Annotated in this window: 32 protein-coding genes; 16 read left to right on the top strand and 16 right to left on the bottom strand. The window is 53.2% G+C overall.

Annotated features, from left to right (window positions below; genetic code table 11):
- Positions 1–451: 451 nt before the first annotated feature.
- The 4 genes from J4645_RS13005 (at position 452) to mtgA (ending at position 5,416) form a co-directional block, all read left to right on the top strand.
- Entirely contained in the window at positions 452–1,381 is a 930-nt protein-coding gene (locus tag J4645_RS13005; RefSeq protein WP_001176878.1) for a TIGR01212 family radical SAM protein, read from the top strand.
- A 93-nt stretch (positions 1,382–1,474) separates the two neighbouring features.
- Entirely contained in the window at positions 1,475–3,811 is a 2,337-nt protein-coding gene (gene arcB / locus J4645_RS13000; protein ID WP_000809807.1) for an aerobic respiration two-component sensor histidine kinase ArcB, read from the top strand.
- A gap of 226 nt (positions 3,812–4,037) precedes the next feature.
- Complete coding sequence (elbB, locus tag J4645_RS12995; RefSeq protein ID WP_000719811.1) at positions 4,038–4,691, top strand: isoprenoid biosynthesis glyoxalase ElbB; 654 nt, start codon at positions 4,038–4,040, stop codon at positions 4,689–4,691.
- A complete protein-coding gene (gene mtgA, locus J4645_RS12990; protein WP_023214442.1) occupies positions 4,688–5,416 on the top strand; it encodes a monofunctional biosynthetic peptidoglycan transglycosylase in 729 nt (242 codons plus the stop codon). Before elbB ends, mtgA begins: the two co-directional genes overlap by 4 nt.
- A 74-nt stretch (positions 5,417–5,490) precedes the next feature.
- Here the strand turns inward: mtgA and yrbL are convergent, their stop codons facing one another.
- From yrbL to J4645_RS12930, 12 genes are all read right to left on the bottom strand, one after another.
- Positions 5,491–6,123 (bottom strand): PhoP regulatory network protein YrbL, encoded by a 633-nt coding sequence (gene yrbL / locus J4645_RS12985; protein WP_000602196.1) that lies wholly within the window; start codon positions 6,121–6,123, stop codon positions 5,491–5,493.
- Between the two features lie 249 nt (positions 6,124–6,372).
- Entirely contained in the window at positions 6,373–6,645 is a 273-nt protein-coding gene (gene npr, locus J4645_RS12980; protein ID WP_000216797.1) for a PTS phosphocarrier protein NPr, read from the bottom strand.
- Positions 6,642–7,496 (bottom strand): RNase adapter RapZ, encoded by an 855-nt coding sequence (gene rapZ, locus J4645_RS12975; RefSeq protein ID WP_000243749.1) that lies wholly within the window; start codon positions 7,494–7,496, stop codon positions 6,642–6,644. The genes npr and rapZ overlap by 4 nt, the downstream gene beginning before the upstream one ends.
- A 45-nt stretch (positions 7,497–7,541) precedes the next feature.
- Positions 7,542–8,033 (bottom strand): PTS IIA-like nitrogen regulatory protein PtsN, encoded by a 492-nt coding sequence (gene ptsN / locus J4645_RS12970; protein WP_000609332.1) that lies wholly within the window; start codon positions 8,031–8,033, stop codon positions 7,542–7,544.
- 117 nt (positions 8,034–8,150) lie between these two features.
- Positions 8,151–8,438, bottom strand: a complete 288-nt coding sequence (gene hpf / locus J4645_RS12965; RefSeq protein ID WP_001176589.1) for a ribosome hibernation promoting factor — start codon at positions 8,436–8,438, stop codon at positions 8,151–8,153.
- Positions 8,439–8,460: 22 nt separating this feature from the next.
- Positions 8,461–9,894 (bottom strand): RNA polymerase factor sigma-54, encoded by a 1,434-nt coding sequence (gene rpoN / locus J4645_RS12960; RefSeq protein ID WP_000809020.1) that lies wholly within the window; start codon positions 9,892–9,894, stop codon positions 8,461–8,463.
- A 47-nt stretch (positions 9,895–9,941) separates the two neighbouring features.
- The gene (lptB, locus tag J4645_RS12955; RefSeq protein WP_000224104.1) at positions 9,942–10,667 is read right to left on the bottom strand and encodes an LPS export ABC transporter ATP-binding protein; all 726 of its coding nucleotides are present in this window, start codon (positions 10,665–10,667) and stop codon (positions 9,942–9,944) included.
- A 6-nt stretch (positions 10,668–10,673) separates the two neighbouring features.
- A complete protein-coding gene (gene lptA, locus J4645_RS12950) occupies positions 10,674–11,228 on the bottom strand; it encodes a lipopolysaccharide ABC transporter substrate-binding protein LptA (RefSeq protein WP_000669770.1) in 555 nt (184 codons plus the stop codon).
- A complete protein-coding gene (gene lptC, locus J4645_RS12945) occupies positions 11,197–11,772 on the bottom strand; it encodes an LPS export ABC transporter periplasmic protein LptC (protein WP_000047845.1) in 576 nt (191 codons plus the stop codon). Before lptC ends, lptA begins: the two co-directional genes overlap by 32 nt.
- Positions 11,769–12,335, bottom strand: coding sequence for a 3-deoxy-manno-octulosonate-8-phosphatase KdsC (gene kdsC / locus J4645_RS12940; RefSeq protein WP_000030029.1), 567 nt, complete (start codon positions 12,333–12,335; stop codon positions 11,769–11,771). The genes lptC and kdsC overlap by 4 nt, the downstream gene beginning before the upstream one ends.
- Positions 12,336–12,355: 20 nt before the next feature.
- On the bottom strand, positions 12,356–13,342 hold the full coding sequence (gene kdsD / locus J4645_RS12935; protein ID WP_023214441.1) for an arabinose-5-phosphate isomerase KdsD: 987 nt from the start codon (positions 13,340–13,342) through the stop codon (positions 12,356–12,358).
- Positions 13,343–13,355: 13 nt separating this feature from the next.
- Positions 13,356–14,333 carry a calcium/sodium antiporter gene (locus J4645_RS12930; protein WP_000922742.1) on the bottom strand — a complete coding sequence of 326 codons (978 nt, stop codon included), beginning with the start codon at positions 14,331–14,333 and terminating at the stop codon, positions 13,356–13,358.
- Positions 14,334–14,545: 212 nt separating this feature from the next.
- Between J4645_RS12930 and mlaF the strand changes: the two genes are divergently transcribed.
- The 7 genes from mlaF (at position 14,546) to murA (ending at position 19,409) form a co-directional block, all read left to right on the top strand.
- On the top strand, positions 14,546–15,358 hold the full coding sequence (gene mlaF, locus J4645_RS12925; RefSeq protein ID WP_000531566.1) for a phospholipid ABC transporter ATP-binding protein MlaF: 813 nt from the start codon (positions 14,546–14,548) through the stop codon (positions 15,356–15,358).
- A 7-nt stretch (positions 15,359–15,365) separates the two neighbouring features.
- Positions 15,366–16,148 (top strand): lipid asymmetry maintenance ABC transporter permease subunit MlaE, encoded by a 783-nt coding sequence (mlaE, locus tag J4645_RS12920; protein WP_000925786.1) that lies wholly within the window; start codon positions 15,366–15,368, stop codon positions 16,146–16,148.
- Between the two features lie 4 nt (positions 16,149–16,152).
- Entirely contained in the window at positions 16,153–16,704 is a 552-nt protein-coding gene (gene mlaD, locus J4645_RS12915) for an outer membrane lipid asymmetry maintenance protein MlaD (protein ID WP_001193591.1), read from the top strand.
- 18 nt (positions 16,705–16,722) lie between these two features.
- Positions 16,723–17,358 carry a phospholipid-binding protein MlaC gene (gene mlaC / locus J4645_RS12910; protein WP_000476475.1) on the top strand — a complete coding sequence of 212 codons (636 nt, stop codon included), beginning with the start codon at positions 16,723–16,725 and terminating at the stop codon, positions 17,356–17,358.
- A complete protein-coding gene (gene mlaB / locus J4645_RS12905) occupies positions 17,358–17,654 on the top strand; it encodes a lipid asymmetry maintenance protein MlaB (RefSeq protein WP_000188843.1) in 297 nt (98 codons plus the stop codon). The genes mlaC and mlaB overlap by 1 nt, the downstream gene beginning before the upstream one ends.
- Positions 17,655–17,841: 187 nt before the next feature.
- On the top strand, positions 17,842–18,096 hold the full coding sequence (ibaG, locus tag J4645_RS12900; protein ID WP_001518349.1) for a BolA family iron metabolism protein IbaG: 255 nt from the start codon (positions 17,842–17,844) through the stop codon (positions 18,094–18,096).
- Between the two features lie 53 nt (positions 18,097–18,149).
- Positions 18,150–19,409 carry a UDP-N-acetylglucosamine 1-carboxyvinyltransferase gene (gene murA, locus J4645_RS12895; protein WP_000357288.1) on the top strand — a complete coding sequence of 420 codons (1,260 nt, stop codon included), beginning with the start codon at positions 18,150–18,152 and terminating at the stop codon, positions 19,407–19,409.
- Positions 19,410–19,466: 57 nt separating this feature from the next.
- On the opposite strand, the gene sfsB is transcribed toward murA, so the two are convergent.
- Both sfsB and ispB read right to left on the bottom strand, forming a co-directional pair.
- On the bottom strand, positions 19,467–19,754 hold the full coding sequence (gene sfsB / locus J4645_RS12890; protein ID WP_000444168.1) for a DNA-binding transcriptional regulator SfsB: 288 nt from the start codon (positions 19,752–19,754) through the stop codon (positions 19,467–19,469).
- Positions 19,755–19,986: 232 nt separating this feature from the next.
- On the bottom strand, positions 19,987–20,958 hold the full coding sequence (gene ispB, locus J4645_RS12885; protein WP_001047353.1) for an octaprenyl diphosphate synthase: 972 nt from the start codon (positions 20,956–20,958) through the stop codon (positions 19,987–19,989).
- Between the two features lie 257 nt (positions 20,959–21,215).
- Here ispB and rplU point away from each other — a divergent pair, with 257 nt between their 5' ends.
- From rplU to cgtA, 4 genes are all read left to right on the top strand, one after another.
- A complete protein-coding gene (rplU, locus tag J4645_RS12880; protein WP_000271398.1) occupies positions 21,216–21,527 on the top strand; it encodes a 50S ribosomal protein L21 in 312 nt (103 codons plus the stop codon).
- Positions 21,528–21,546: 19 nt separating this feature from the next.
- Entirely contained in the window at positions 21,547–21,804 is a 258-nt protein-coding gene (rpmA, locus tag J4645_RS12875; RefSeq protein WP_000940593.1) for a 50S ribosomal protein L27, read from the top strand.
- Between the two features lie 129 nt (positions 21,805–21,933).
- Positions 21,934–22,899 carry a DMT family transporter gene (locus J4645_RS12870; RefSeq protein WP_000813052.1) on the top strand — a complete coding sequence of 322 codons (966 nt, stop codon included), beginning with the start codon at positions 21,934–21,936 and terminating at the stop codon, positions 22,897–22,899.
- 15 nt (positions 22,900–22,914) lie between these two features.
- On the top strand, positions 22,915–24,087 hold the full coding sequence (gene cgtA / locus J4645_RS12865) for an Obg family GTPase CgtA (RefSeq protein ID WP_000673556.1): 1,173 nt from the start codon (positions 22,915–22,917) through the stop codon (positions 24,085–24,087).
- A gap of 130 nt (positions 24,088–24,217) precedes the next feature.
- On the opposite strand, the gene dacB is transcribed toward cgtA, so the two are convergent.
- Positions 24,218–25,651 carry a serine-type D-Ala-D-Ala carboxypeptidase gene (gene dacB / locus J4645_RS12860; RefSeq protein WP_001212686.1) on the bottom strand — a complete coding sequence of 478 codons (1,434 nt, stop codon included), beginning with the start codon at positions 25,649–25,651 and terminating at the stop codon, positions 24,218–24,220.
- Between the two features lie 247 nt (positions 25,652–25,898).
- Here dacB and greA point away from each other — a divergent pair, with 247 nt between their 5' ends.
- Complete coding sequence (greA, locus tag J4645_RS12855) at positions 25,899–26,375, top strand: transcription elongation factor GreA (protein WP_001148008.1); 477 nt, start codon at positions 25,899–25,901, stop codon at positions 26,373–26,375.
- A gap of 155 nt (positions 26,376–26,530) precedes the next feature.
- Here the strand turns inward: greA and yhbY are convergent, their stop codons facing one another.
- Positions 26,531–26,824, bottom strand: a complete 294-nt coding sequence (gene yhbY / locus J4645_RS12850; RefSeq protein ID WP_001592995.1) for a ribosome assembly RNA-binding protein YhbY — start codon at positions 26,822–26,824, stop codon at positions 26,531–26,533.
- Positions 26,825–26,892: the final 68 nt, after the last annotated feature.

The raw sequence follows: 26,892 nt of genomic DNA, 5'->3' as shown, positions 1-26,892 counted from the left end.
CTTATCGGGAATCCACACCCAGGTCAAATGGCAAACTGATTTATGCAAAAGTGTGCTGTAGCACAGATAACTTTTTGAATCTGTTGAAATTAAAAGGTTTTTTATAGAGTGGCTGCTAATACGGAGCGGCAGAAAGCCTGTGATCTGTCTCACTATAAGAGCCGCTCGCCAGACGTTATCTGACCTTGCTTTTTCAAAAATCTTGGCATTTTATGCTGTTTTAAGCGTGAGCAGTATTGAATGCTACTGTTTTTATCGATGACCCAGCAAACGCTGAAAAAAGAGGGGAATATCAGGAAAAATCATCAGCGGGATTATGAATGAAATATCGTTTATTTTGCTTGATTATGCAATGGATAAAAGCCTTCCGGGACGATTGATCCAGGTCATCGCCAAAGGAGACTAAAAATGGCAGGCTTTGGCCTCTTTTTAAGAGGCGGTCTATCAGATTATGCAGTTACAGAAATTAGTCAATATGTTTGGTGGGGATCTTTTACGTCGGTATGGGCAAAAGGTTCATAAGCTGACGCTTCATGGCGGTTTTAGCTGCCCTAATCGCGACGGTACCATCGGGCGTGGCGGTTGCACCTTCTGTAATGTCGCCTCTTTTGCCGATGAGGCGCAGCAGCATCATTCCATTGCCGAGCAGCTTGCGCATCAGGCGCATCTGGTGAACCGCGCTAAACGCTATCTGGCCTATTTCCAGGCCTACACCAGCACCTTTGCGGAAGTGCAGGTGCTGCGTTCCATGTATCAACAGGCGGTCAGCCAGGCCAGTATCGTCGGGTTATGTGTCGGTACGCGTCCGGATTGCGTCCCGCAGGCAGTAGTAGATTTACTGTGTGAATATAAAGATCAAGGCTACGAGGTGTGGCTGGAACTGGGATTGCAAACCGCGCACGATAAAACCCTGCACCGAATTAACCGCGGGCATGACTTCGCCTGCTATCAGCGTACCACCCGGATTGCCCGGGAGCGCGGGCTGAAAGTGTGCGCGCATCTGATTGTGGGGCTGCCGGGAGAAGGGCAGGCAGAATGCCTGCAAACCATGGAGCGTGTGGTGGAGACGGGCGTAGACGGTATTAAACTGCATCCGCTACATATTGTGAAAGGCAGTACGATGGCCAAAGCCTGGGAAGCGGGGCGGCTGAACGGCATCGAACTGGACGACTACACGCTAACGGCAGGTGAGATGATTCGTCATACGCCGCCGGAGATAATTTATCACCGGATTTCAGCCAGCGCTCGCCGTCCGACGCTGCTTGCCCCGCTGTGGTGTGAGAATCGCTGGACGGGGATGGTTGAGCTGGACAAATACCTGAATGAGCATGGCGTACAGGGCTCTGCGCTGGCCCGTCCCTGGATACCACCTGTAGCGTAGCGTGATGAGGGGCGCTACGCATATTTCGCACAATATTCAACGCGGTTCCCATAATTGGGTATTATGTGCGAAGTTGTGGTGAAGGAATCCTCTATGAAGCAAATTCGTATGCTGGCGCAATACTATGTCGACCTGATGATGAAATTGGGTCTGGTGCGCTTTTCCATGCTCCTGGCGTTGGCATTGGTGGTGCTGGCGATTGTCGTGCAGATGGCGGTGACCATGGTGCTGCATGGTCAGGTTGAAAGTATCGACGTCATTCGCTCCATCTTTTTTGGCCTGTTAATTACGCCCTGGGCGGTCTATTTCTTATCCGTTGTTGTTGAACAACTGGAAGAGTCAAGGCAGCGACTGTCGCGTCTGGTGCAAAAGCTGGAGGAGATGCGCGAGCGCGATCTCAAGCTTAACGTACAGTTGAAGGACAATATTGCCCAGCTTAATCAGGAAATTGCCGATCGCGAAAAAGCGGAAGCGGAGCTGCATGAGACATTTGAACAGCTAAAAGTAGAAATTAAAGAGCGTGAAGAAGCGCAAATCCAGCTAGAACAGCAATCCTCTTTTCTGCGCTCCTTTCTGGACGCCTCGCCGGATTTGGTTTTTTATCGTAATGAGGATAAAGAATTTTCCGGCTGTAACCGCGCAATGGAATTGCTAACCGGCAAGAGCGAAAAACAGCTGGTGCATTTGAAGCCGGAAGATGTGTACTCTCCCGAAGCGGCGGAGAAAGTCATTGAAACCGATGAAAAAGTATTCCGCCATAACGTCTCCCTGACCTACGAACAGTGGCTGGATTACCCGGACGGACGAAAAGCCTGCTTTGAAATTCGTAAAGTGCCTTATTACGACCGTGTCGGTAAACGTCATGGCCTGATGGGATTTGGCCGTGATATTACCGAACGTAAGCGTTATCAGGACGCGCTGGAGCGCGCCAGCCGCGACAAGACCACGTTTATCTCTACCATCAGTCATGAGCTGCGCACCCCGCTTAACGGCATCGTCGGTTTAAGCCGCATCCTGCTGGATACCGATCTCACCGCCGAACAGGAAAAATACCTTAAGACAATCCATGTCTCCGCCGTGACGTTAGGCAATATTTTCAATGATATCATTGATATGGATAAGATGGAGCGGCGTAAGGTTCAGCTTGATAACCAACCGGTTGATTTCACCAGCTTTATGGCCGATCTGGAAAACCTTTCCGGTTTGCAGGCGCAGCAAAAAGGGCTACGTTTTGTGCTTGAGCCGACGCTGCCGCTGCCGCACAAAGTTATTACCGACGGAACGCGTCTGCGCCAGATTTTATGGAATTTGATCAGCAATGCGGTGAAGTTTACTCAGCAGGGCCAGGTGACGGTGCGGGCGCGCTATGATGAAGGCGACATGCTGCACTTTGAAGTGGAAGATTCCGGGATCGGCATTCCGCAGGATGAGCAGGATAAAATTTTCGCCATGTATTATCAGGTGAAAGACAGTCATGGCGGTAAGCCGGCGACGGGTACCGGTATCGGGCTGGCGGTCTCCCGTCGGCTGGCGAAAAATATGGGCGGCGATATTACCGTCTCCAGTCTGCCGGGCAAAGGATCGACCTTTACGCTAACGGTTCATGCGCCAGCGGTGGCGGAAGAGGTGGAGGACGCCTTTGATGAAGACGACATGCCGCTGCCCGCGCTGCATGTTCTGCTGGTCGAAGATATTGAACTGAACGTGATCGTAGCGCGTTCGGTACTGGAAAAACTGGGGAACAGCGTGGATGTCGCGATGACCGGCAAGGCGGCGCTGGAGATGTTCGCGCCGGGCGAATATGACCTGGTCTTACTAGATATTCAGCTACCGGATATGACGGGTCTGGATATCGCCAGAGAACTGACCCGTCGCCACACGCGAGAAGATTTACCGCCGCTGGTAGCGCTTACGGCTAACGTTCTGAAAGATAAAAAAGAGTATCTGGACGCTGGTATGGACGATGTGCTGAGTAAGCCGCTGTCGGTGCCGGCCTTAACCGCGATGATTAAAAAATTCTGGGATGCCACCGATAAAGAGGAGAGTACCGTGACGCCTGAAGAGAGCGATAAAGCGCAAGCGCTGCTGGATATCCCGATGCTGGAACAATACATCGAGTTGGTCGGGCCTAAATTGATTACCGACGGTCTCGCGGTGTTTGAAAAAATGATGCCTGGCTATTTAAGCGTGCTGGAGTCCAATCTGACGGCGCGTGACAAAAAAGGCGTCGTTGAGGAAGGGCATAAGATTAAAGGCGCCGCCGGTTCGGTAGGGCTGCGTCATCTGCAACAGCTTGGCCAGCAAATCCAGTCGCCGGATCTTCCCGCCTGGGAAGATAATGTCGCGGAATGGATTGAAGAGATGAAGCAGGAGTGGCAGCACGATGTCGCGGTGCTGAAAGCCTGGGTGGCAAACGCGGAAAAAAAATGACCCCGGTTTGACCGGGGTGCGCGAATACTGCGCCAACACCAGGGAAATCGTGGCTGCGCCGTGCTTATTATGATGATGTCAAAGGCGCAGTCCTGTTTTCAGGCCGCACGCAGTTAAGATAGCAAATCCTAAATGATTTGTTACATGAATCATTTAAATGTGTGAAGCGTAGCATTTTAATCAAAATTATTAATGGGCTTGAGTCGGTTGCAGGAGGATGTTCACCATGAAAAAAATTGGCGTAGTGCTCAGCGGATGCGGCGTCTATGACGGCGCCGAAATTCATGAGGCCGTTCTGACGCTGTTGGCCATTGCCCGCAGCGGCGCGCAGGCTGTCTGCTTCGCGCCGGATAAACCACAAGCGGATGTTATTAATCACCTGACCGGCGAAGCGATGGCGGAAACGCGTAACGTTCTGATTGAGGCGGCGCGTATTACGCGGGGCGATATTCGTCCCCTGTCCCAGGCTCAGCCAGAGGAACTGGATGCGCTCATTGTGCCTGGCGGTTTCGGCGCGGCGAAGAACCTGAGTAATTTCGCCAGCCAGGGGAGCGAATGCCGGGTGGATAGCGATGTCGTCGCGCTGGCGAAGGCCATGCACCAGTCCGGCAAGCCGCTGGGATTTATCTGTATCGCGCCCGCAATGTTGCCGAAAATCTTTGACTTCCCGCTACGTCTGACAATAGGGACGGATATTGATACCGCTGAAGTACTTGAAGAGATGGGCGCCGAACACGTACCTTGCCCGGTTGATGATATCGTTGTGGACGAGGATAACAAGGTTGTGACCACCCCTGCCTATATGTTGGCGCAGGATATCGCCCAGGCGGCAAGCGGCATTGATAAATTAGTGTCGCGCGTGCTGGTTCTGGCGGAATGAGCAAACGACGCATCGCGCCGTTAAGGTTTTTGCGCCGTCTACTTTTACGTATCCTTGCTGCGCTCGCCGTCTTTTGGGGCGGCGGCATTGCGCTGTTTAGCGTGGTTCCGGTGCCTTTTTCGGCGGTGATGGCGGAACGGCAGATTAGCGCCTGGCTGAGTGGAGAGTTCGGTTATGTGGCGCATTCTGACTGGGTCAGTATGGCGGATATCTCGCCGTGGATGGGGCTGGCGGTAATTGCGGCGGAAGACCAGAAGTTCCCTGAGCACTGGGGCTTTGATGTTCCGGCGATTGAAAAAGCGCTGGCTCATAATGAGCGGAATGAGAGCCGTATTCGCGGCGCCTCTACGCTTTCGCAGCAAACGGCGAAAAATCTCTTTTTATGGGATGGACGCAGTTGGGTGCGCAAAGGTCTGGAGGCCGGGCTAACGCTGGGCATTGAAACTGTCTGGAGCAAAAAGCGCATCCTCACGGTTTATCTGAATATCGCGGAGTTTGGCGATGGTATTTTTGGCGTGGAGGCTGCGGCACAACGGTATTTTCATAAACCTGCCAGCCGCTTAAATATGTCCGAAGCCGCGTTGCTGGCGGCCGTGCTGCCTAACCCGATTCGCTATAAGGCGAATGCGCCTTCCGGCTATGTGCGTAGCCGGCAGGCGTGGATTATGCGCCAGATGCGCCAACTGGGCGGGGAATCTTTTATGACGCGCAACCAGCTTAATTAATTTTGCTGAATGGCGGCGCGAACGCCTTATCCGGCCTGCGATCTGTGTCGTCCAGGCCTGATAAGCACAGGCCATTAAGCTTCGTGAGAAGTAAGCGCCAGCCGTTTCTTGTCTTTTGGCTGCGCGTCCCTCTCCAGGGCAACGGCCAGTGCAGGCTGGGCGATAAACCGCTGCCACACTCTCTCCAGTTTGCGTTCACAGCACCATGTTGACCAGGTCGCCAGCGGGATAAAGGTACTTTCCCCCAGATTGTCGCAAACCACCGGAACCACTTCTGACTCGCTGATACGCTGGCACAGGATGTTTTGCGGCTTCAGCGACATCGTCACAATATGGTTATCCAGCAGGTAGCGTTTCAGTTTTTTCAGTAGCCGCCGCAGGACAGCGACATCCTCTTCATAACGACATTGCGCGGCGAACTCGGTCAGGGTAATAGAGGGCGCGCCGTTGAAATCGGTAATCATGTCGTAGACATAGCCGGTGCCGCAATCGGTTTCTACCGTGCCGTAATAACGGGGGATAGCGCTCCAGTCTGTCAGGTAGCGGGACAGATGCGCATAGTAGCTCAGTTCACGCCGAATCTCTTTATCACCGCCGTGGTCACGGTTGTAAATGACTTTTATGCAACGCCGGGCATTATCCGGATGCGTATAGCATTTACGATGTCGACCGGCGCCCAGCGGAGTCTGTTTCGATAAGAGGATCATGGCAAGTCCTGGAAAAATTTATTCACATAAATTTAGTATGGACAAAGAACTTAAACAAAACCTAAACGAAATTTTTTAAGGTTTTCTTAATGTTTTTATGCATAGGTAAAGCGCACGAAATGTACAAATCTTACGAAAGGGTGGGGCTGCGGGACAAGTGGCAGGCAGGCGTAACACGCCCGGTTTTGGGGTGACTGTCATCAAATACCGGGACGGCGTTGGGGGAAAATAGGGTATAGAGGGGGAGGTTTAGTCTTCGTCAAAGCCGGAATTGAACAGCGCGATAACCGCCGCCAGCGCTTCAACTTCTTGCGGGCCGGTGGCTTCAATTTCGATCTGACGCCCTTTGGCGGAGTCGAGCATTAACAGAGCGATGACGCTATTTGCTTCCGCTTCGGTGCCTTCATCATTGCGTAATAGCACCTCGGCGTCAAAACCCTGCATCAGTTCGAAAAGCTTCATGGCAGGCCGGGCATGCATGCCCAGCTTATTGGTGACTTCAACAGTTTGCTTTACGGTCATGTTTTGCGTTTTTCCAGCGTGCGATGGCGAGACTGGACATTTTTACCGCGCGAGCGGAAGTAGTCTGCCAGCTGTTCTGCAATATACACCGAACGGTGTTTCCCGCCGGTACAACCGATAGCGACGGTAAGGTAGCTGCGGTTGTTGGTCTCCAGCATCGGTAACCATAGCTCAAGATAGCTGCGAGTCTGATAGATAAAATTGTGAACTTCTGTGTGTCGGTCAAGAAACGCGGCTACCGGCTTATCAAGCCCGGTCATGGGGCGCAGTTTTGGGTCCCAGTGCGGGTTGGGCAGAAAGCGGACATCAAACACATAGTCCGCATCAATCGGGATGCCATGTTTAAAGCCGAAGGACTCAAATACCATCGTCAGTTCGCGCTCGCGTTTGCCCAACAGCCGGGTACGCAGCATCTCCGCCAGCTCATGGACGGACATTTCTGAAGTGTCGACGATCAGATCCGCACGTGAGCGTAACGGCTCCAGCAAGTCACTCTCTTTATCGATCGCACTCTCTAAAGAAAGGTTTTTGCTGGAAAGCGGATGCAAACGGCGCGTGTCGCTGTAGCGGCGAATCAAGGTATTGCGGTCGGCATCAAGAAACAGCAATTGTGGCGAGAAAGCGCCAGGCAGATTATTCATCGCCTGTTCAAAAATCTCAGGTGATTCAGGCATATTGCGCACATCAATGCTGACGGCGGCGGAAATCTGGCGATCGGCCAGCGTTCGCGCCAGATCGGGCAACAGCACGACGGGGAGGTTATCCACGCAGTAAAATCCCATATCTTCCAGCGCGCGCAGAGCGACAGATTTACCTGATCCGGAACGCCCGCTGACGATCATCAGTACCATGTACCGTTTCTCCTCACAACGACAGAAATAAATGCCATTGAATTGTTATGCCTCATTCTGCTCACCTTCGGTGTCAGTAATGATTTGATACAGCTCTTCATCATTCAGCGCCGCGCGCAGGCGGCGGCAGATCGTTTTATCCGCCAGACGTTTCGCCACCAGCGACAGCGTGTGCAGATGCGTTTTAGTTTGATCGGCGGGCACCAGCAGGGCGAAGAGGAGATCGACCGGCTGGTTATCGATGGCGTCGAACGCGATCGGCGTTTCGAGCTGAACGAACACGCCGACGGCGCGTAAGGTATCTTCTTCCAGTTTCCCGTGCGGGATGGCGATACCATTACCAATACCGGTACTGCCCATTTTTTCGCGTGTCAGAATGGCTTCAAACACGACCTGAGGAGGTAAACTGAGCTGTTTTGCCGCCAGTTCGCTGATGATTTCCAGCGCGCGTTTCTTACTCTGACAATGAACGCCGCTACGCGTACACTCCTGGTTAAGTACACTGCTCAGTTGTAGAGTCGTATCGTTATTTATCATAATTTCACCTAAGAACCTGTCCTGTCAGGTTGATGGCCAGGTTCGGAGCGCTAACTGTACAAATGGCCCGTTGTGTCACACAACAGGCCGTCCTGCACTGGCTAACTGCCCGGACAATTAGTGTTGTTTCAGTTTATCTTTATGCCTGGTTAACTGCCTTGCCAGTTTATCAATCAAGCCGTCAATGGCGGCATACATATCCTGGCCTTCCGCGCTGGCGTGAATTTCGCCGCCGTTAACGTGTAGCGTCGCATCCGAGATATGCGTGACCTTCTCCACTTTCAACACCACGTATACCTGATTAATCCGCTCAAAATACTGTTCAAGTTTGGCGAATTTCGTCGTCACAAATTCACGCAGGGCTTCAGTAATTTCGACATTATGTCCGGTGATATTGAGCTGCATAGTGTCTTCCTTATCGGTTGGGTCAAACCAGCTGTTTGCGTTGGTTTGACGGCGGAATGGATAAAGACTCTCGGTACTTCGCAACAGTGCGGCGCGCCACCATGATACCTTGTTCTGACAGCAGGGAGGTTAACTTGCTGTCGCTCAGTGGTTTCGCGGGGTTTTCCGCCGCAATTAACTTCTTCACCAGCGCACGAATCGCGGTGGAAGAGGCTTCGCCTCCGCCTTCGGTATTGACGTGGCTGGAAAAGAAATATTTGAGTTCAAAAATACCGCGCGGGCTGTGCAAATACTTCTGCGTGGTCACGCGGGATATAGTGGATTCGTGCATCTCGACGGCCTGGGCGATATCCGCCAGTACCATCGGTTTCATATATTCTTCGCCCTGTTCAAAAAAGGCTTGCTGTTGCTCAACGATGCAGCGACTGACACGCAGCAGCGTGTCGTTGCGGCTTTCAAGGCTTTTTATCAGCCACTTCGCATCCTGTAAATTACTGCGGATGAACTGGCTGTCGGCATCGTTGCGCGCGCTGTTGCACATGGCGGCATAGTGCTGGTTAATCTGTAAACGGGGAATACTGTCGCTATTAAGCTCCACCGTCCAGCGACCGTTATGCTTGCGTACCAGCACATCCGGGATAACGTACTCCGGCTCACCGGTCTGGATCGATTGACCGGGTCTGGGATCGAGCGACTGAATCAGGTTTACCGCCTCTTTCAGCACCTCTTCTTTTAGTCGGGTAACGCGCATCAACGTGCGGAAATCGTGGTTGGCCAGCAGATCAAGGTGATCGCAGATAATAAGCCGCGCCTCTTCCAGCCACGGCGTGGATTTGTCGAATTGTGAAAGCTGGATCAGCAGACAGTCGCGAAGATCTTTTGCCGCGACGCCTACCGGATCAAAACGCTGAATGCGCTTCAGAACGGCTTCAACCTCATCGAGATCCACCTCTACATCGCCCATGCTTTCGCGAATTTCGTCCAGGGATACGGTGAGATAGCCGGTATCATCTACCGCGTCGACAATGGATGTCGCAATAGCGCGATCGGTGTCCGAGAAGGGCGTTAGCTCAACCTGCCACATCAGATAATCCTGCAACGACTGCGTCGTTTCGCCCTGATAGACGGGCAGCTCATCGTCGATATAATCGCCGCTGGGGCCGGATGGCGTCCCGGCGGTGTAAATTTCATCCCAACTGGCGTCAAGCGGCAGCTCTTCCGGCATCTCTTTTTGTTCGAGCGCGTCGGCGGTATCGAGAGGATCGTTATCCTGAGGTTGCTGAGTGTCGATTTCGTCATGAAGATCGGTTTGCTCAAGCAGCGGGTTATTTTCCAGCGCTTGCTGGAGTTCCTGCTGAAGTTCCAGCGTAGACAACTGCAACAGACGGATGGCCTGTTGTAGCTGAGGCGTCATCGCCAGTTGTTGGCTAAGCCTGAGTTGCAAACCTTGCTTCATATTCAGAGTCGTTTTCTCCCGCTAGAGCAGCATAGCCCTCTACCCTATCAGAGTCTGAAGTCTTCCCCAAGATATACACGCTTAACGTGTTCGTCTTGCAGGATTTCTGTCGGCGTACCGTGGGCAATAAGGTGGCCCTGGCTCACGATATAGGCGCGTTCACAGACTGCCAGCGTCTCACGGACGTTATGGTCGGTGATCAGCACGCCGAGCCCGCTATCGCGCAGATGCTCGATAATGCGTTTGATGTCGATAACGGAAATCGGGTCAACGCCGGCAAACGGTTCATCCAGCAGGATAAATTTGGGATTAGCGGCCAACGCGCGGGCTATTTCTACACGACGGCGTTCACCACCGGACAGCGCCTGTCCCATACTGTCGCGCAGATGCTCAATATGAAACTCTTCCATCAGCTCGTTGGCGCGGTCTTCTCGCTGTTCTGCGGTCAAATCGTCACGAATTTGCAGTACCGCCATCAGGTTATCAAATACGCTGAGACGGCGGAAAATAGAGGCTTCCTGCGGCAAATAGCCGATACCGCGGCGCGCGCGCGCGTGCAGCGGCAGCAGACTGATATCTTCATCATCGATGATGATATTGCCCGCGTCACGCGGCACGATACCGACGACCATATAAAAGGTGGTGGTTTTACCCGCGCCGTTTGGACCGAGCAGCCCGACAATCTCCCCGGAGTTAACGGTCAGACTGACATCTTCCACTACGCGACGGCCTTTATAGGCCTTCGCCAGATTCTTTGCAGTTAATGTTGCCATAACGAATTAGTTACTCTTCTTTTGCGCCGGAGTCTGGCCTTTGTTTTTGTCTTGCAACTGCGACGGCACCAGAACGGTGGTGACGCGTTTGCCTTTCTCGCTGAAGGCCTGCATTTTCTGCTCTTTCACCAGGTAGGTGATTTTGTCGCCGGTAATGTTGCTGTCAAGCTGCTCCAGATAAGCGTTGCCGGTTAGCACCACAAAATCTTTCGCCAGCTCGTAGTGCATATGGGAAGCGTGGCCTTTCACCGGCTTACCGTTGTCCTGCATCTGGTAGAAGGTGGCCGGATTGCCGTAACCGTCGATCACCTCTTTCCCCTGTTCGCCGCCAGGGCGGGTAACCACGACTTTATCGGCGTTGATCTTAATCGTGCCCTGGGTCATCACCACGTTGCCCGTAAAGGTCACGACGTTGCCTTGCATATCCAGCGACTGTTGATCCGAGTCAATATGAATAGGCTGTTCGGTATCGCCCGTGACGGCGAAAGCCGGAATGCTGGCGGCCAGCAGCGAGCCGGCAAGCATAAGATTAAGGCTGAGTTTGTTTGTTTTGAATTTCATAAGAGGTTCTAACCTTTTCAATCAGCTCGGCGTTCTTGCTGCGTAAGTTACCGCGCATTTTCAGTCCGCTGGAGTTAAATGTTGTGCCGTATAACGTCACCAGATCGTTCGAGGTAACATCCTGCGTCACCAGATTAATCTGCGCGTTATCGGTGGTAATTCTGCGTAATTGAGCGTCAGGCACCAGGGCGTTGACTTCAACATGACCATACAGATAGAGCATCCGATCGTTAGTCAATTTGGCTTTATCGGCCTTGATCGACCATGTCGGCACTTTATCCTTATCAAAGGTGGTTAATACCGGTTGCGTAAACCATGAGACCGCCTGATCGGAAAAATATTCAACGTGCTGCGCGATCAGACGATAGCTCAACGCGCCTTCCGGACTGTACACGACGGTATCCGTATGCTCGCTTTTATACGTGGGATCGTTGCTGTTGACCATCACGGCAGCAGGATCGTCTTTATCCGCCAGATTGATACCAATCAGTACCAGAATGGCCAGCGACAGTAGAATGATAACCCAACGTCTGGTTTTACTCATATCGATTGCCCTTTGGCCTCATCCAGCTTGCCCTGCGCCAGCAGCAGCAAATCGCACACCTCACGTACCGCGCCGCGCCCGCCGGCAATGTGCGTCACATAGTCAGCGCGGGGGATCAGCAGCGGATGCGCATCCGCAACGGCAACGCTTAACCCCACTTTTTCCATCACTGGCCAGTCAATCAGATCATCGCCGACATAGGCAACATTTTCCGGCGCAATGGCCAGTTTTTCCAGCAGATCGCTAAAGGCGATCAGCTTATTCGACTGTCCCTGATAAAGATGGACAATCCCCAGCGTGGCGCAGCGATCTTCTACAAGTTTAGCCTTTCGTCCGGTAATAATGGCAACCTCGATATTGGAGGTCAAAGCACAGCGAATACCATAGCCGTCACGAACGTTGAAAGCCTTCAGCTCTTCGCCGTTATTGCCCATATAAATCAGGCCGTCAGACAATACGCCATCCACGTCCAGGATGAGCAGGCGGATATTCTCCGCTTTGGTCATGACATGGGTGCTGACGGGGCCATAACAGGTCGCAAGCGACGCACCTGCTTTACTCATCGTTAATTATCCTTGAGTTTCTACACGACGCCTGCACGCAGGAGATCATGCATATGTAACACACCGAGTAACTGGTCGCCATCAGCAACCAGTACGGAGGTGATATGGCGGGACTGCATTAAATTCAGCGCATCGACAGCGAGAATACCGGGACGCACGCGAATGCCCCCTGGCGTCATCACCTCGGCGATCCCCAACTGGCGCATATCGCCGCCCATATCGAACACGCGACGTAAATCGCCGTCGGTGAAGATACCGTCGATCTTCATGGATTCATCGCAAATGACGGTCATACCGAGATTTTTACGCGTAATTTCTAACAGCGCATCACGCAGGGTGGCATGTTTATTAACATGCGGGATCTCATCGCCAGTATGCATAATATCGCTTACGCGCAGCAGTAGCTTACGTCCCAGCGCGCCGCCAGGATGCGACAGAGCGAAATCCTCGGCGGTAAAGCCGCGCGCTTTTAACAACGCCACGGCGAGCGCGTCGCCCATCACCAGCGTTGCGGTGGTACTAGTGGTAGGCGCCAGGCCTAACGGACACGCTTCTTTGGGCACTTTAACACACAGATGCACATCTGCCGCACGCGCCATGCTGCTTTCCGGTCGCCCGGTAATGCAAATTAACGGTACGTGCAGCCGTTTAAGCACCGGTATTAGCGCCGCGATCTCGCTGGATTCGCCGGAGTTGGAGATAGCGATAACCACATCCTGCGGCGTAACCATCCCCAAATCGCCGTGCGCGGCTTCGCCCGGATGTACAAAAAAGGAAGAGGTGCCGGTACTGGCGAACGTGGCGGCCATTTTCCGTCCGATATGGCCGGATTTTCCCATCCCCATGACCACCACTTTTCCGGTGCAGTTGAACATTTTTTCACAGGCCAGCGTGAAATCCTGGTTGATATATTGATCAAGCTCCGCCAGGCCTTCACGTTCAATTTCCAGGACCTCTTTGCCTGCCTGCTGAAAGTCAAACCCCGGTTGCAACGCTAAATGCGACATAATCCGTTTCCAGTTATCCAACAAGAAGTGGCGATAGCCAATAGAGCATCGCCAGCCATACGATAAACCCGCCGGTCAGCAGTATACCTGCGCCCCGGCCAATCTGACGCGGATGCCGCCAGCAAAGTAAAGCGAAAACCACGCTAACCAGCAACATCACGCTATAATCACGCCCAAACGCCAGCGGGTTGATCTCTCCCGGCGCGATCAGCGCAGGCAGTCCCAGCACGATGGCGAGATTAAAAATATTGGCGCCAATGAGATTACCAACGGCAATATCATTTTCGCCTTTTCGCACGCCGGCAATCGCCGTCGCCAGCTCTGGCAGACTGGTGCCGACGGCGATGACTGTCAGACCGAGCGTTAATTCACTCATGGCGAAATAGTTCGCCAGCACCGTAGCGTTATCGATTACCATGCGCGTCGCCATCGGCATGATGACCAGCGCAATGCCCAGCCATAAGAACGCGACGGGGAGCCCGCCTTCGCGCGGCAGCTCCGCCAGTTGTTCGCGGGTGAGGCTGTCATTCCCCTGGCGTTCGGCCAGACGCGCGATTTTAACAATGAATAACAGCCATAGCACAGCCAGAAGCAGGAGAAAGATACCATCACTGCGGCTTAACTGTCCGTCATGCAGTACGGAACCGGCTACCACGCTAACAAATAACATTAACGGCAATTCGCGACGTAAAACATCGGAATGCACGGTAAATGGACGAACCAGCGCCGCCAGCCCTAAGATCAGCAAAATATTGGTGATGTTAGAACCGAGCGCCGCGCCGACGGCCAAATCGAGCTGACCGTGTAGCGATGCGGCGACCGACACAATAATTTCCGGCAGCGAGGTGCCGATACTCACGACCGTCATCCCGATGATCAGCGGGGGAATACCGAATGTACGGCATAAAATAGAGGCCGCAAACACCAGACGATCGGCGCCGTAGGCCACCAGAAGCAAACCAATTATGAGTAGCGCCATCGCTAAAAGCATCTAAAGTCCTTTCTTCAGGTATACTCGCCGGTCCCCTGGAAGGGATATCTGGAAGCCGTAACGAAGTCCTAATTTTGACTTTATGCGGCTAAAAAGTAAAACGAATGCCAGCTTTCGCTAACCCTGTCAGTTAATATTCTGTAATTATGTCGAACCCATGGTTAAATTCAGCGCCATGGTTACCTCAACAAGGCAATACGAAGGATGAATCAATGGGTCAGTCTGCGGCCAATTTAGTCGATATGCGCGACGTCAGCTTTTCCCGTGGCGAACGCTGCATTTTCGATAATATTTCCCTGACGGTGCCGCGCGGGAAGATCACGGCGATCATGGGGCCGTCGGGCATCGGTAAAACCACGCTGTTGCGCCTGATTGGCGGACAGATCCCGCCGGATAAGGGCGAGATCTTATTTGATGGCGAGAATGTGCCGGCCATGTCCCGTTCGCGGCTCTACACCGTCCGCAAACGTATGAGTATGCTGTTTCAGTCGGGAGCGCTGTTTACCGACATGAACGTGTTTGACAATGTGGCCTATCCGCTACGGGAGCACACCAATTTACCCGCGCCGCTGCTAAAAAGCGTTGTGATGATGAAACTGGAAGCTGTCGGGCTGCGCGGTGCGGCAAAACTGATGCCTTCCGAGCTCTCCGGTGGGATGGCGCGTCGCGCCGCGTTGGCGCGCGCCATCGCTCTGGAACCGGATCTCATCATGTTCGATGAGCCGTTTGTCGGCCAGGACCCGATTACCATGGGCGTTCTGGTGAAGCTGATTTCAGAATTGAACAGCGCGCTGGGCGTGACCTGCGTGGTGGTCTCGCATGATGTGCCAGAGGTGCTCAGTATTGCGGATCACGCCTGGATCATGGCGGACAAAAAAATCGTCGCTCACGGTAGCGCTCAGGCGTTGCAGGAGAATACGGACCCGCGCGTGCGTCAGTTCCTTGACGGCATTGCCGACGGGCCGGTTCCGTTCCGCTATCCGGCGGGCGACTATCACCTTGATTTACTCGAAACAGGGAGTTAAGCCACTCATGCTGTTAAATGCGCTGGCAGCACTCGGACACAGCGGGATCAAAACCGTCAGGACGTTCGGGCGCGCCGGGTTAATGTTATTCAATGCGATTATCGGTAAGCCGGAGTTTCGCAAACATGCGCCGCTGCTGGTGCGCCAGCTTTATAATGTGGGCGTCTTGTCGATGCTTATCATTATTGTCTCCGGCGTATTCATCGGTATGGTGCTGGGGCTGCAAGGCTATCTGGTTCTGACCACTTACAGCGCGGAGACCAGTCTTGGCATGTTAGTGGCGCTTTCGCTGCTGCGCGAGCTGGGGCCGGTGGTCGCGGCGTTGCTGTTTGCCGGGCGGGCCGGGTCGGCGTTGACGGCGGAAATCGGCCTGATGCGGGCGACGGAGCAGCTCTCCAGTATGGAGATGATGGCAGTCGATCCATTGCGCCGGGTGATTTCGCCGCGCTTTTGGGCGGGCGTGATTTCGTTGCCGCTACTGACCATTATCTTTGTGGCGGTCGGTATCTGGGGCGGCTCGCTGGTCGGCGTAAGCTGGAAGGGAATCGACGCCGGGTTCTTCTGGTCCGCGATGCAGAATGCCGTCGACTGGCGTATGGACCTGGTGAACTGTCTGATAAAGAGCGTGGTGTTCGCCATTACGGTAACATGGATTGCGTTATTCAACGGTTATGACGCAATACCGACTTCTGCCGGGATTAGCCGGGCAACGACGCGTACCGTGGTTCACGCATCGTTGGCCGTTCTGGGGCTGGATTTTGTGCTGACCGCACTGATGTTTGGGAATTGAGTTCATGCAAACGAAAAAAAATGAAATTTGGGTAGGCGTTTTTTTGCTGGTAGCGTTGCTGGCGGCGCTGTTTGTTTGCCTGAAGGCGGCAAATGTGACCTCTATGCGCACGGAGCCGACCTATAAGGTTTATGCGACCTTCGATAACATCGGCGGTCTGAAAGTGCGTTCCCCGGTACGCATCGGTGGGGTGGTTGTCGGGCGGGTTGAAGATATCTCGCTTGATCCGAAAACATACCTGCCGCGCGTAACGCTCGACATCGAAGAGCGTTATAACCATATTCCCGATACCAGCTCGTTGAGTATTCGTACTTCCGGGCTGCTGGGGGAGCAATATCTGGCATTAAACGTCGGTTTTGAAGATCCTGAGCTGGGAACGTCTATCCTCAAAGATGGGAGTACGATTCAGGACACCAAGTCTGCAATGGTGCTGGAAGATATGATTGGTCAGTTCCTTTATAACAGCAAAGGCGACGACAATAAGAATTCTGGCGATGCGCCAGCCGCAACGGAAGGCCATACTGAAGCCACAACGCCCGCGGGCGAAACGAAATAATCTCAGGAGAATTGAGGCATGTTTAAACGACTGATGATGGTGGCCCTGCTGGTCATTGCGCCATTAAGCGCAGCAACGGCAGCGGATCAGAGCAATCCTTATAAACTGATGAACGAGGCGGCGCAGAAAACTTTTGATCGCCTGAAAAACGAACAGCCGAAAATTCGTGCCAATCCGGATTACCTGCGCGACGTTGTTGATCAGGAACTTCTGCCGTACGTGCAGGTAAAATATGCCGGCGCGCTGGTGCTGGGCCGCTACTACAAAGAGGCGACCCCGGCGCAGCGTGAAGCCTATTTTGCAGCGTTTCGCGAATACCTGAAACAGGCCTACGGTCAGGCGCTGGCGATGTACCACGGTCAGACTTACCAGATAGCGCCTGAGCAACCGCTGGGCGATGCGACCATTGTGCCTATCCGTGTAACGATTATCGATCCCAACGGTCGTCCGCCGGTACGCCTGGATTTCCAGTGGCGCAAAAACACCCAGACCGGCAACTGGCAGGCGTATGACATGATTGCGGAAGGCGTCAGCATGATCACCACCAAGCAAAATGAGTGGAGCGATCTGCTGCGTACTAAAGGCATCGACGGCCTGACCGCACAACTGAAATCTATCTCTCAACAGAAAATTACTTTGGACGAGAAACAGTAATGACGCCGCAACTCACCTGGACGCGTGAGGCGGACACTCTGGTGCTGGCGGGAGAGCTGGATCAGGACGTGTTGGCGCCGCTATGGGACGCGCGCGTAGAAGCGATGAATGGCGTTACCCGTATCGACCTGAGCCAGATCTCCAGGGTGGATACAGGGGGACTGGCGCTGCTGGCGCACCTTGTGAACCAGGCAAAAAAGCAGGGCAATGCCGTGTCGCTGTCTGGCGTTAACGACAAGGTTTACGCGCTGGCGCAATTATATAACTTGCCCGAAGACGTACTTCCCCGTATGTAATGAATGCCGGATGGTTTATCCGGCCTACACTTCGCATGATCCCTGTAGGCCGGATAAGTTGCGTTAGCAGCACCATCCGGCACTTTTACCGCGCTGATTTATCAGCGTAATCTTTTGCTTATTTAAGACGGCGCGACTTTGCTCTAAGATGTTGGGCTGTTTTCACTATTTGACGAATAAAGAACCCATGGAAAATCATGAAATTCAGAGTGTGCTGATGAATGCCCTCTCCCTCCAGGAAGTCCACGTCTCCGGCGATGGCAGTCACTTTCAGGTTATTGCCGTGGGCGAGATGTTTGACGGCATGAGCCGGGTCAAGAAACAGCAAACGGTCTATGGGCCGCTAATGGAGTACATTGCGGACAACCGTATCCATGCCGTATCGATCAAAGCATATACCCCGGCGGAATGGGCGCGCGATCGTAAACTTAACGGATTTTAAGCTACGGGTAACCTGCCGGTAGCGGAGATGAATGCTTAACTGAGAATACAATAATGGATAAATTTCGTGTACAGGGGCCAACGACGCTCCAGGGCGAAGTCACAATTTCCGGCGCCAAAAACGCCGCGCTGCCGATCCTGTTCGCCGCTCTGCTGGCAGAAGAACCGGTAGAGATCCAAAACGTTCCAAAACTGAAAGACGTGGATACGTCGATGAAGCTCCTGAGCCAATTAGGTGCGAAAGTGGAACGCAATGGATCGGTACACATTGACGCCAGCCAGGTGAACGTGTTCTGCGCGCCTTATGATCTGGTTAAGACCATGCGCGCCTCGATATGGGCGCTGGGGCCGCTGGTTGCCCGTTTTGGTCAGGGACAAGTCTCTCTGCCGGGGGGCTGTACTATCGGCGCGCGTCCGGTTGATCTGCATATTACCGGTCTGGAACAACTGGGTGCGACCATCAAGCTGGAAGAGGGCTACGTAAAGGCCTCCGTCGAAGGACGTCTTAAAGGGGCGCATATCGTGATGGATAAGGTCAGCGTCGGCGCGACCGTCACCATTATGTGCGCCGCTACGCTGGCGGAAGGGACGACCATCATTGAAAACGCCGCGCGCGAGCCGGAAATTGTCGACACCGCTAACTTCCTGGTTACGCTGGGGGCGAAGATCGCCGGGCAGGGCACCGATCGTATTACGATCGAGGGCGTAGAGCGTCTGGGCGGCGGCGTTTATCGTGTGCTGCCGGATCGTATCGAAACGGGGACTTTCCTGGTGGCGGCAGCGATCTCTCGCGGCAAAATCCTCTGCCGTAACGCGCAACCGGACACTCTGGACGCGGTACTGGCGAAACTGCGCGATGCTGGCGCGGATATCGAAGTGGGCGAGGACTGGATTAGTCTGGACATGCACGGCAAACGACCGAAGGCGGTCAATGTCCGTACCGCGCCGCACCCAGCATTCCCGACCGATATGCAGGCGCAGTTCACGTTGCTGAACCTGGTGGCGGAAGGGACGGGCTTTATCACTGAAACCGTCTTTGAAAACCGTTTTATGCACGTGCCTGAACTCAGCCGCATGGGCGCGCGTGCGGAAATTGAAAGCAATACCGTCATATGCCATGGCGTAGAAACGCTCTCTGGCGCCCAGGTCATGGCGACAGATCTGCGAGCATCTGCGAGCCTGGTGCTGGCGGGCTGTATTGCGGAAGGCACGACGATTGTGGATCGCATTTATCACATCGATCGCGGTTATGAGCGCATCGAAGACAAACTGCGCGCGCTAGGCGCGAATATTGAACGCGTGAAAGGCGAATAACCTTCTGTACGCTGAATAACCCCCGCGAACGCGATGCGGGGGTTGTTTTACAGGCACTTACTCTACATTCTGTTTGTTTTTATTACGCGCTCTCATAAGCCGCGTTCTGTCGATAAACTCATGCGTGCGCGGATCGTGATAACGCGATGGCCAAATAACCCAGGGTTCCGTTCCCAATGCTTTCGCGATAATCAACTCTCCTTTCGGCCACGGGCGCGTTAATGCATTGGCCAGCGTGGATGAACTCAATCCATTCCGACGTGACTCAGCGGCCATTGACGTCCCTTTTTTACGTAGTCCGGCAATGATATCGGCCGGATGCCAGTCAATAAGCTTGCTTTCCATACATCCATCACTCCTTAGGTTAATCACTTACGGTTTTAACAACCCGACGACGTTCGATACTATAACGCTTCGTGAAAGAATGTTCTAAAAAGTTCATGTAAGTGGCGGCAATATTCAGAATATGCCAGGGGAAGCCCTATATGGCTATATGAAAAGACAGGGAGCAAAGTATCTGGAGTTTATTGGAACTTAATGGGATATCCCGCGTAGTACGCGGGATAAGAGAACGGCATTAATGATCGCGCTGCACCGCGATGTGTGCGAGACCGATTAGCGCCTCACGCCATGGAGTATCCGGCAATATCTGCAACGCGGATATCGCTTTGTCGGCTTCTTCTTCCGCTCGCTGACGCGTCCATTCCAGCGAGCCGCAGGTGGTCATCGCTTCCAGAACCGGTTCCAGAAGATGACGACCATTACCTTGTTCAATAGCGGTACGGATCATCGCTGACTGTTCTGGCGTACCGTGGCGCATGGCGTGAAGCAACGGTAAGGTGGGTTTGCCCTCATTGAGGTCATCACCCACATTTTTACCGAGATGCTCGCCGTCGGCGCTGTAATCCAGCAGATCGTCAATGAGCTGGAAAGCCGTACCAAGGTAGCGGCCATAGTCCTGCAACCCTTTCTCTTGCTCAGGCGTACAACCGGCAAGAATACCGGAGCACTGGGCGGCGGCTTCGAACAGACGGGCCGTTTTACTGTAAATCACCCGCATGTAATTTTCTTCGGTAATGTCCGGGTCATTCACGTTCATCAATTGCAGCACTTCGCCTTCTGCAATCACGTTGACCGCTTCCGACATCACTTCCAGCACTTTTAACGAGCCGAGGCTGGTCATCATCTGGAAGGCGCGGGTATAGATAAAGTCGCCGACCAGCACGCTGGCGGCATTACCGAAGGCGGCATTTGCCGTTGCCTTGCCGCGACGCATATCGGATTCATCCACCACATCATCATGTAGCAGCGTCGCCGTGTGGATAAACTCGATCAGAGCGGCGATAGTCACGTGCGCGTTACCCTGATAACCCACCGCACGCGCGGCAAGAACGGCAATCATCGGACGAATGCGTTTCCCGCCGCCGCTAATAATGTAATATCCTAGCTGATTAATCAGTTGAACGTCGGAATTAAGCTGTTCAAGGATTGTCGCATTGACACCCGCCATATCTTGCGCGGTTAACTCGTTGATTTTTTCTAAATTCATCGCAAAAGCCGGGCTTATCGCCCCGATTATCCCATGTCTGAATGAGGTAACGTAGGGTTTATGGTTAGAAATATACCCTGATTGTACTGAAAAAACGCCGCAGATAAACGTTACCGTATGCGTTGTGTTTTTTTTCTTCATGTATTGATGGTAGCACTTGTCAAAGCCGTGCAATTTGCGTAATATTCGCGCCCTATTGTGAATATTTATAGCGCGCTCTGAATCATTGAAAGGTGTGCGCGGAAGCGGAGTTTTTTATGTACGCGGTTTTCCAAAGTGGTGGTAAACAACACCGAGTAAGCGAAGGTCAGACCGTTCGCCTGGAAAAGCTGGACATCGCAACTGGCGAAACTATCGAGTTCGCTGAAGTTCTGATGGTCGCAAACGGTGAAGAAGTCAAAATCGGCGTTCCTTTCGTTGATGGCGGCGTAATCAAAGCTGAAGTTGTTGCCCACGGTCGTGGCGAGAAAGTTAAAATCGTTAAGTTTCGTCGCCGTAAACACTACCGTAAGCAGCAGGGCCATCGTCAGTGGTTCACTGATGTGAAAATTACCGGCATCAGCGCTTAAGATTAGGGGAGCAGATTAAATGGCACATAAAAAGGCTGGCGGCTCGACTCGTAACGGTCGCGATTCTGAAGCTAAACGTCTGGGCGTAAAACGCTTTGGCGGTGAAGCAGTTCTGGCAGGCAGCATCATCGTTCGTCAACGTGGTACTAAATTCCACGCTGGCACCAACGTTGGTTGCGGTCGTGACCACACTCTGTTTGCTAAAGCAGACGGTAAAGTGAAATTCGAAGTTAAAGGCCCGAAAAACCGTAAATACATCAGCATCGTTGCTGAGTAAGTTTTTTGTGGTCCGGTAACGGATGAAAGCCCCGCACCTGTTGCGGGGCTTTTTACATTCGATGGCCGACTAAAATATACCCGTGTGGCTGTGCGAATGCCGTTAACGGGTCTTTGCAGGGAACACGGCATGAAGCAGCAGGCAGGCATTGGCATTCTTTTAGCGCTCACTACCGCGATGTGCTGGGGAGCGTTGCCAATAGCAATGAAGCAAGTGCTGGAGGTGATGGAGCCTTCAACCATTGTCTTCTACCGCTTCTTAATGGCCAGTATTGGCCTCGGGGCGATACTGGCAGTAAAAAGAAAGCTGCCGCCGCTGCGTATTTTTCGTAAGCCGCGCTGGTTGGTGTTATTAGCGATAGCGACCTGCGGACTGTTCGGTAATTTCATTTTGTTCAGTTCTTCCCTGCAATATTTAAGCCCAACCGCGTCGCAGGTTATCGGCCAGCTCTCGCCGGTTGGCATGATGGTCGCCAGCGTCTTTATTCTGAAAGAAAAGATGCGCGGTACGCAGGTGATTGGCGCGCTGATGTTATTGAGCGGGCTGGTGATGTTTTTTAACACCAGTCTGATCGAGATTTTTACCCGACTGACCGACTACACCTGGGGCGTTATTTTTGGCGTAGGCGCGGCGATGGTGTGGGTGAGCTATGGCGTGGCGCAAAAAGTATTATTGCGACGTCTGGCCTCGCAGCAGATCCTGTTTTTACTGTACACTTTATGTACGATAGCGCTCTTGCCGCTGGCAAAACCGATGGTGATAGCGCAACTGAGCGACTGGCAGCTCGCCTGTTTGATTTTCTGCGGGCTAAATACGCTGGTAGGATATGGCGCCCTGGCGGAAGCGATGGCGCGTTGGCAGGCGGCGCAGGTGAGTGCGATAATCACGCTTACACCGCTATTTACCCTGCTGTTTTCAGATCTTTTATCTATGGCCTGGCCCGATTTCTTCGCCAGACCGATGTTAAACCTTTTAGGTTATCTCGGTGCGTTTGTCGTGGTTGCGGGCGCGATGTATTCCGCCATTGGTCATCGTATTTGGGGCGGTTTACGCAAGCATGAAACGGTGGTTTCGCAACCCCGCTCAGGCGAATGATTTACGGAGAATAAAATGAAGTTTGTTGATGAAGCATCGATTCTGGTCGTTGCAGGCGATGGCGGTAATGGCTGTGTGAGCTTCCGCCGCGAAAAATATATCCCGAAAGGCGGCCCGGACGGCGGTGATGGCGGCGACGGCGGCGACGTCTGGATGGAAGCCGATGAAAACCTGAATACGCTGATCGATTACCGCTTTGAAAAATCGTTCCGCGCTGAACGTGGTCAGAATGGCGCGAGCCGCGACTGTACCGGTAAACGCGGTAAAGACGTGACCATCAAAGTGCCGGTCGGTACGCGCGTTATCGACCAGGGAACCGGTGAAACGATGGGCGACATGACCAAACACGGTCAGCGTCTGTTGGTCGCGAAGGGCGGCTGGCATGGGTTAGGCAATACCCGTTTTAAATCCTCGGTTAACCGTACGCCGCGCCAGAAAACCAATGGTACGCCGGGCGATAAGCGCGACCTGCTGCTGGAACTGATGCTGCTGGCGGATGTCGGGATGCTGGGGATGCCAAACGCCGGTAAATCAACGTTCATTCGTGCGGTATCGGCAGCAAAACCGAAAGTCGCGGACTATCCGTTTACCACGCTGGTGCCGAGCCTGGGCGTGGTACGTATGGACAGCGAAAAGAGTTTTGTGGTGGCCGACATTCCGGGGTTGATCGAAGGCGCGGCGGAAGGCGCGGGCCTGGGGATTCGCTTCCTGAAGCACCTCGAACGTTGCCGCGTACTGCTGCACCTCATTGATATCGATCCGATCGACGGTTCCGATCCGGTGGAAAACGCCCGTATCATTATTGGCGAACTGGAAAAATACAGCCAGGATCTGGCGGCTAAACCGCGCTGGTTAGTGTTCAACAAGATCGATCTGATGGATAAAACCGAAGCGGAAGAGAAAGCGAAAGCGATCGCCGAAGCGTTGGGCTGGGAAGGGAAATACTATCTGATTTCCGCCGCCAGTCAGCTAGGGGTGAAAGATCTCTGCTGGGATGTGATGACCTTTATCATCGAGAATCCGATCGCGCAGGCTGAAGAAGCAAAACAGCCGGAAAAAGTCGAGTTCATGTGGGACGATTATCATCGCCAGCAGTTGGCTGAAGTGGAAGAAGACGCAGACGATGACTGGGATGACGACTGGGATGAAGACGACGAAGAAGGCGTCGAGTTCATCTACAAACGTTAATCTCGTAGCCGGATGGCGCTAACGCTTATCCGGCCTACAAAAGCCAACGGGCCGCATTTGCGGCCCGTTTTATTATGTTCTTTGTTGGCCGGATAAGACGCGTTAGCGCCGCCATCCGGCAATAATGCACTCAGTTATTCTGATAAATATCCTTGTACAATCGACTCTCGAAGCGTACCAGCGGAATACGTCGATTACGCTGATCGGCAGGTGGAACCGCGTAGCCGGACAAATACTGTACAAATGCCATCCGTTGCCCGCTTGCGGTGGTAATAAAGCCCGCCAGATTATACACGCCCTGCAGTGACCCGGTTTTCGCTGAAACCTTACCGTCTACGCCCGCCTGATGCAGGCCGGCGCGGTATTGCAATGAACCATCATAGCCCGCCAGCGGCAGCATAGAGATAAAGTTCAGCTCGTTATCGTGTTGGGCGATATATTGCAGCACCTGCATCATCGTGGCGGGAGCGATCAGGTTATGGCGAGAAAGACCGGAACCGTCGGCAATAATGGTATTGCCGATATCAATTCCCGCCTGTTGGCGCAGGATCTGGCGAACGGCATCCGATCCCGCCCGCCAGGTGCCAGGCACGTTAAACCTGACATGACCAATCATCCGAAAAACAGTATCGGCGATCATGTTGTCTGACTTTTTCAGCATAATCTTAAGCAGATCGTGCAGTGGCGCCGACTGTTTACTGGCGACGATCGTTCCGGGCTCGTTAACCTGCGTCTGGCGCAGCAGCGTGCCGCGGTAAGTTATCCCGGCCTCTTTCAGTTCCTGCTTGAGGATCGCGCCCGCGTAGCTGGCGCCGTCCTGAATAGCAAAGGCCAGCGGCAGCGGGTCGGCGCGCTGTGGTAAACAGCCGGTAAGCGTATAACGGTTCAAATCGCCAGGCACAACATCCAGCTCGCAATACTGCGCGTCTGCCGAACCGCGCGGCAGAGTCCGTACCTGGCTGAACATCGTTACCGGATAATAAGAGGCCACGCGAATAAAGGCTAAATCGTTTGGTTTTTGCGCGCTATAAAGCGACACAGAAAAACAGTTGCGGTCAACAATGGCGGCGGCGGGAGGCGCGCTGAAACACTGCGTCAGGTCGTTCCACGGCCAGCCTGGCGCTTTATCGTGGCTGGCGAAAATCGACGTGTCGATAAGCACATTGCCGTCGATTTGCGTGACGCCTGACTTTTTCAGCGTCGCGACCATATTGCGAATATCCTGACGTCTTAGCGTTGGATCGCCACCGAATCGCGCAATTACGTCACCTTTCAGGATGCCGTTATCGACGTTGCCTTTAGTCTCCAGCGTGGTCGTAAAACGGAAATCCGGGCCGAGTTGAATCAGCGCCGCCAGCGCGGTAATCACCTTTTGGGTACTGGCGGGAAGCGCCATCTGCTGACTATGATAATCAATAGCTGGCGCGGGCGCGCCAATCTTTTGCACCATCAGCGCGAGGTTGGCGCCGGCCGGAAGCTGTTTGATGTATTCGTCAATATTCGCGGCCTGAACGCTGAACGCTATACTGGTGGTCAATCCGATGATAAATCTGGAAAATCGCATAATCTCGCGCTAACACCCTGGAAACAAGCCGTCATACTACGGCGCAACGCCCTAAAAAGTAAACGATGACCCATAGGGAACTCCAGGGTAAAATGGTTATCAAAGAGGAAATTGTAGCTGACCTGGGACTGCGCGCCCGGGTTGGTGTTTTTTTGCTTCTGACCCTGGTATGGCATATGCCGGGGCTGGCTTAGCAGCCGGGGTAGAGTTCATTGCCCCCTACAGGAATGTTCAAGAGGTATAACAAATGCAAGCTATTCCGATGACCTTACGCGGAGCCGAAAAACTGCGCGAAGAGCTGGATTTTCTGAAATCTGTGCGCCGTCCTGAAATCATCGCCGCTATCGCCGAAGCGCGCGAACATGGCGATTTAAAAGAAAACGCGGAGTATCATGCTGCACGCGAACAGCAGGGTTTCTGCGAAGGGCGCATTAAAGATATCGAAGCAAAACTGTCGAATGCGCAGGTGATTGATGTCACTAAAATGCCGAACAATGGTCGCGTGATTTTCGGCGCTACCGTCACGGTGCTGAACCTGGACACCGACGAAGAGCAGACCTATCGTATTGTTGGCGATGATGAGGCGGATTTTAAGCAAAATCTCATTTCGGTAAACTCGCCAATCGCTCGCGGCCTGATCGGCAAAGAGCAGGATGACGTCGTGGTGATCAAAACGCCTGGCGGCGATGTGGAATACGAAGTGCTTAAAGTGGAATACCTTTAAGCAGTACTCAATACGCAAATTGTTGGTGTATTGTAAAGAAAGGAAAAAGGCCGCATAGCGGCCTTTTATCAACGGAGAGAGCGTGGCATTTTGCTCTCCTGCTCGTGGAAAACCCCTCGTTTTACACAGATTTTGTGTTCGACTTTAGGATATCCTTAACGCGGCAGCGAGATTTTACGCTCTTTAGTTGGGCGATACAGCACCAGCGTTTTACCGATGACCTGTACGTTACAGGCGCCGGTTTCGCGCACGATAGCGTCCACGATCAAGGTTTTTGTTTCGCGATCTTCCGAGGCGATTTTCACCTTGATAAGTTCATGGTGCTCTAACGCTTGTTCAATCTCGGCCAGTACCCCTTCGGTCAAACCATTATTGCCAAGCATAACAACAGGCTTGAGCGGATGTGCCAGACCTTTTAGGTGCTGTTTTTGTTTAGTACTCAGATTCATCGTATATTTTTGCTTACGTTGGGATTGAAAACGGGTCATTCTACCGCCATCTCCCTTATATCGCCAAA

This window comes from Salmonella sp. 32082101201600294FB01SM01, from assembly GCF_017572865.1.
Taxonomy (GTDB): domain Bacteria; phylum Pseudomonadota; class Gammaproteobacteria; order Enterobacterales; family Enterobacteriaceae; genus Salmonella; species Salmonella enterica.
This window is presented reverse-complemented; position numbering and strand designations above follow the sequence as displayed.

Coding starts and splice junctions, on each gene's coding strand:
- rpoN (WP_000809020.1), bottom strand. CDS start 9,894: ATGAAGCAAGGTTTGCAACTCAGGCTTAGCCAACAACTGGCGATGACG.
- kdsC (WP_000030029.1), bottom strand. CDS start 12,335: ATGAGTAAAGCAGGTGCGTCGCTTGCGACCTGTTATGGCCCCGTCAGC.
- cgtA (WP_000673556.1), top strand. CDS start 22,915: ATGAAGTTTGTTGATGAAGCATCGATTCTGGTCGTTGCAGGCGATGGC.
- yrbL (WP_000602196.1), bottom strand. CDS start 6,123: ATGATCCTCTTATCGAAACAGACTCCGCTGGGCGCCGGTCGACATCGT.
- rapZ (WP_000243749.1), bottom strand. CDS start 7,496: ATGGTACTGATGATCGTCAGCGGGCGTTCCGGATCAGGTAAATCTGTC.
- mlaB (WP_000188843.1), top strand. CDS start 17,358: ATGACGCCGCAACTCACCTGGACGCGTGAGGCGGACACTCTGGTGCTG.
- ibaG (WP_001518349.1), top strand. CDS start 17,842: ATGGAAAATCATGAAATTCAGAGTGTGCTGATGAATGCCCTCTCCCTC.
- J4645_RS12870 (WP_000813052.1), top strand. CDS start 21,934: ATGAAGCAGCAGGCAGGCATTGGCATTCTTTTAGCGCTCACTACCGCG.
- lptB (WP_000224104.1), bottom strand. CDS start 10,667: ATGGCAACATTAACTGCAAAGAATCTGGCGAAGGCCTATAAAGGCCGT.
- mlaD (WP_001193591.1), top strand. CDS start 16,153: ATGCAAACGAAAAAAAATGAAATTTGGGTAGGCGTTTTTTTGCTGGTA.
- arcB (WP_000809807.1), top strand. CDS start 1,475: ATGAAGCAAATTCGTATGCTGGCGCAATACTATGTCGACCTGATGATG.
- yhbY (WP_001592995.1), bottom strand. CDS start 26,824: ATGAATCTGAGTACTAAACAAAAACAGCACCTAAAAGGTCTGGCACAT.
- hpf (WP_001176589.1), bottom strand. CDS start 8,438: ATGCAGCTCAATATCACCGGACATAATGTCGAAATTACTGAAGCCCTG.
- sfsB (WP_000444168.1), bottom strand. CDS start 19,754: ATGGAAAGCAAGCTTATTGACTGGCATCCGGCCGATATCATTGCCGGA.
- J4645_RS12930 (WP_000922742.1), bottom strand. CDS start 14,333: ATGCTTTTAGCGATGGCGCTACTCATAATTGGTTTGCTTCTGGTGGCC.
- greA (WP_001148008.1), top strand. CDS start 25,899: ATGCAAGCTATTCCGATGACCTTACGCGGAGCCGAAAAACTGCGCGAA.
- dacB (WP_001212686.1), bottom strand. CDS start 25,651: ATGCGATTTTCCAGATTTATCATCGGATTGACCACCAGTATAGCGTTC.
- lptA (WP_000669770.1), bottom strand. CDS start 11,228: ATGAAATTCAAAACAAACAAACTCAGCCTTAATCTTATGCTTGCCGGC.
- ptsN (WP_000609332.1), bottom strand. CDS start 8,033: ATGATAAATAACGATACGACTCTACAACTGAGCAGTGTACTTAACCAG.
- murA (WP_000357288.1), top strand. CDS start 18,150: ATGGATAAATTTCGTGTACAGGGGCCAACGACGCTCCAGGGCGAAGTC.
- mtgA (WP_023214442.1), top strand. CDS start 4,688: ATGAGCAAACGACGCATCGCGCCGTTAAGGTTTTTGCGCCGTCTACTT.
- ispB (WP_001047353.1), bottom strand. CDS start 20,958: ATGAATTTAGAAAAAATCAACGAGTTAACCGCGCAAGATATGGCGGGT.
- npr (WP_000216797.1), bottom strand. CDS start 6,645: ATGACCGTAAAGCAAACTGTTGAAGTCACCAATAAGCTGGGCATGCAT.
- rplU (WP_000271398.1), top strand. CDS start 21,216: ATGTACGCGGTTTTCCAAAGTGGTGGTAAACAACACCGAGTAAGCGAA.
- mlaC (WP_000476475.1), top strand. CDS start 16,723: ATGTTTAAACGACTGATGATGGTGGCCCTGCTGGTCATTGCGCCATTA.
- lptC (WP_000047845.1), bottom strand. CDS start 11,772: ATGAGTAAAACCAGACGTTGGGTTATCATTCTACTGTCGCTGGCCATT.
- kdsD (WP_023214441.1), bottom strand. CDS start 13,342: ATGTCGCATTTAGCGTTGCAACCGGGGTTTGACTTTCAGCAGGCAGGC.
- J4645_RS13005 (WP_001176878.1), top strand. CDS start 452: ATGCAGTTACAGAAATTAGTCAATATGTTTGGTGGGGATCTTTTACGT.
- rpmA (WP_000940593.1), top strand. CDS start 21,547: ATGGCACATAAAAAGGCTGGCGGCTCGACTCGTAACGGTCGCGATTCT.
- mlaE (WP_000925786.1), top strand. CDS start 15,366: ATGCTGTTAAATGCGCTGGCAGCACTCGGACACAGCGGGATCAAAACC.
- elbB (WP_000719811.1), top strand. CDS start 4,038: ATGAAAAAAATTGGCGTAGTGCTCAGCGGATGCGGCGTCTATGACGGC.
- mlaF (WP_000531566.1), top strand. CDS start 14,546: ATGGGTCAGTCTGCGGCCAATTTAGTCGATATGCGCGACGTCAGCTTT.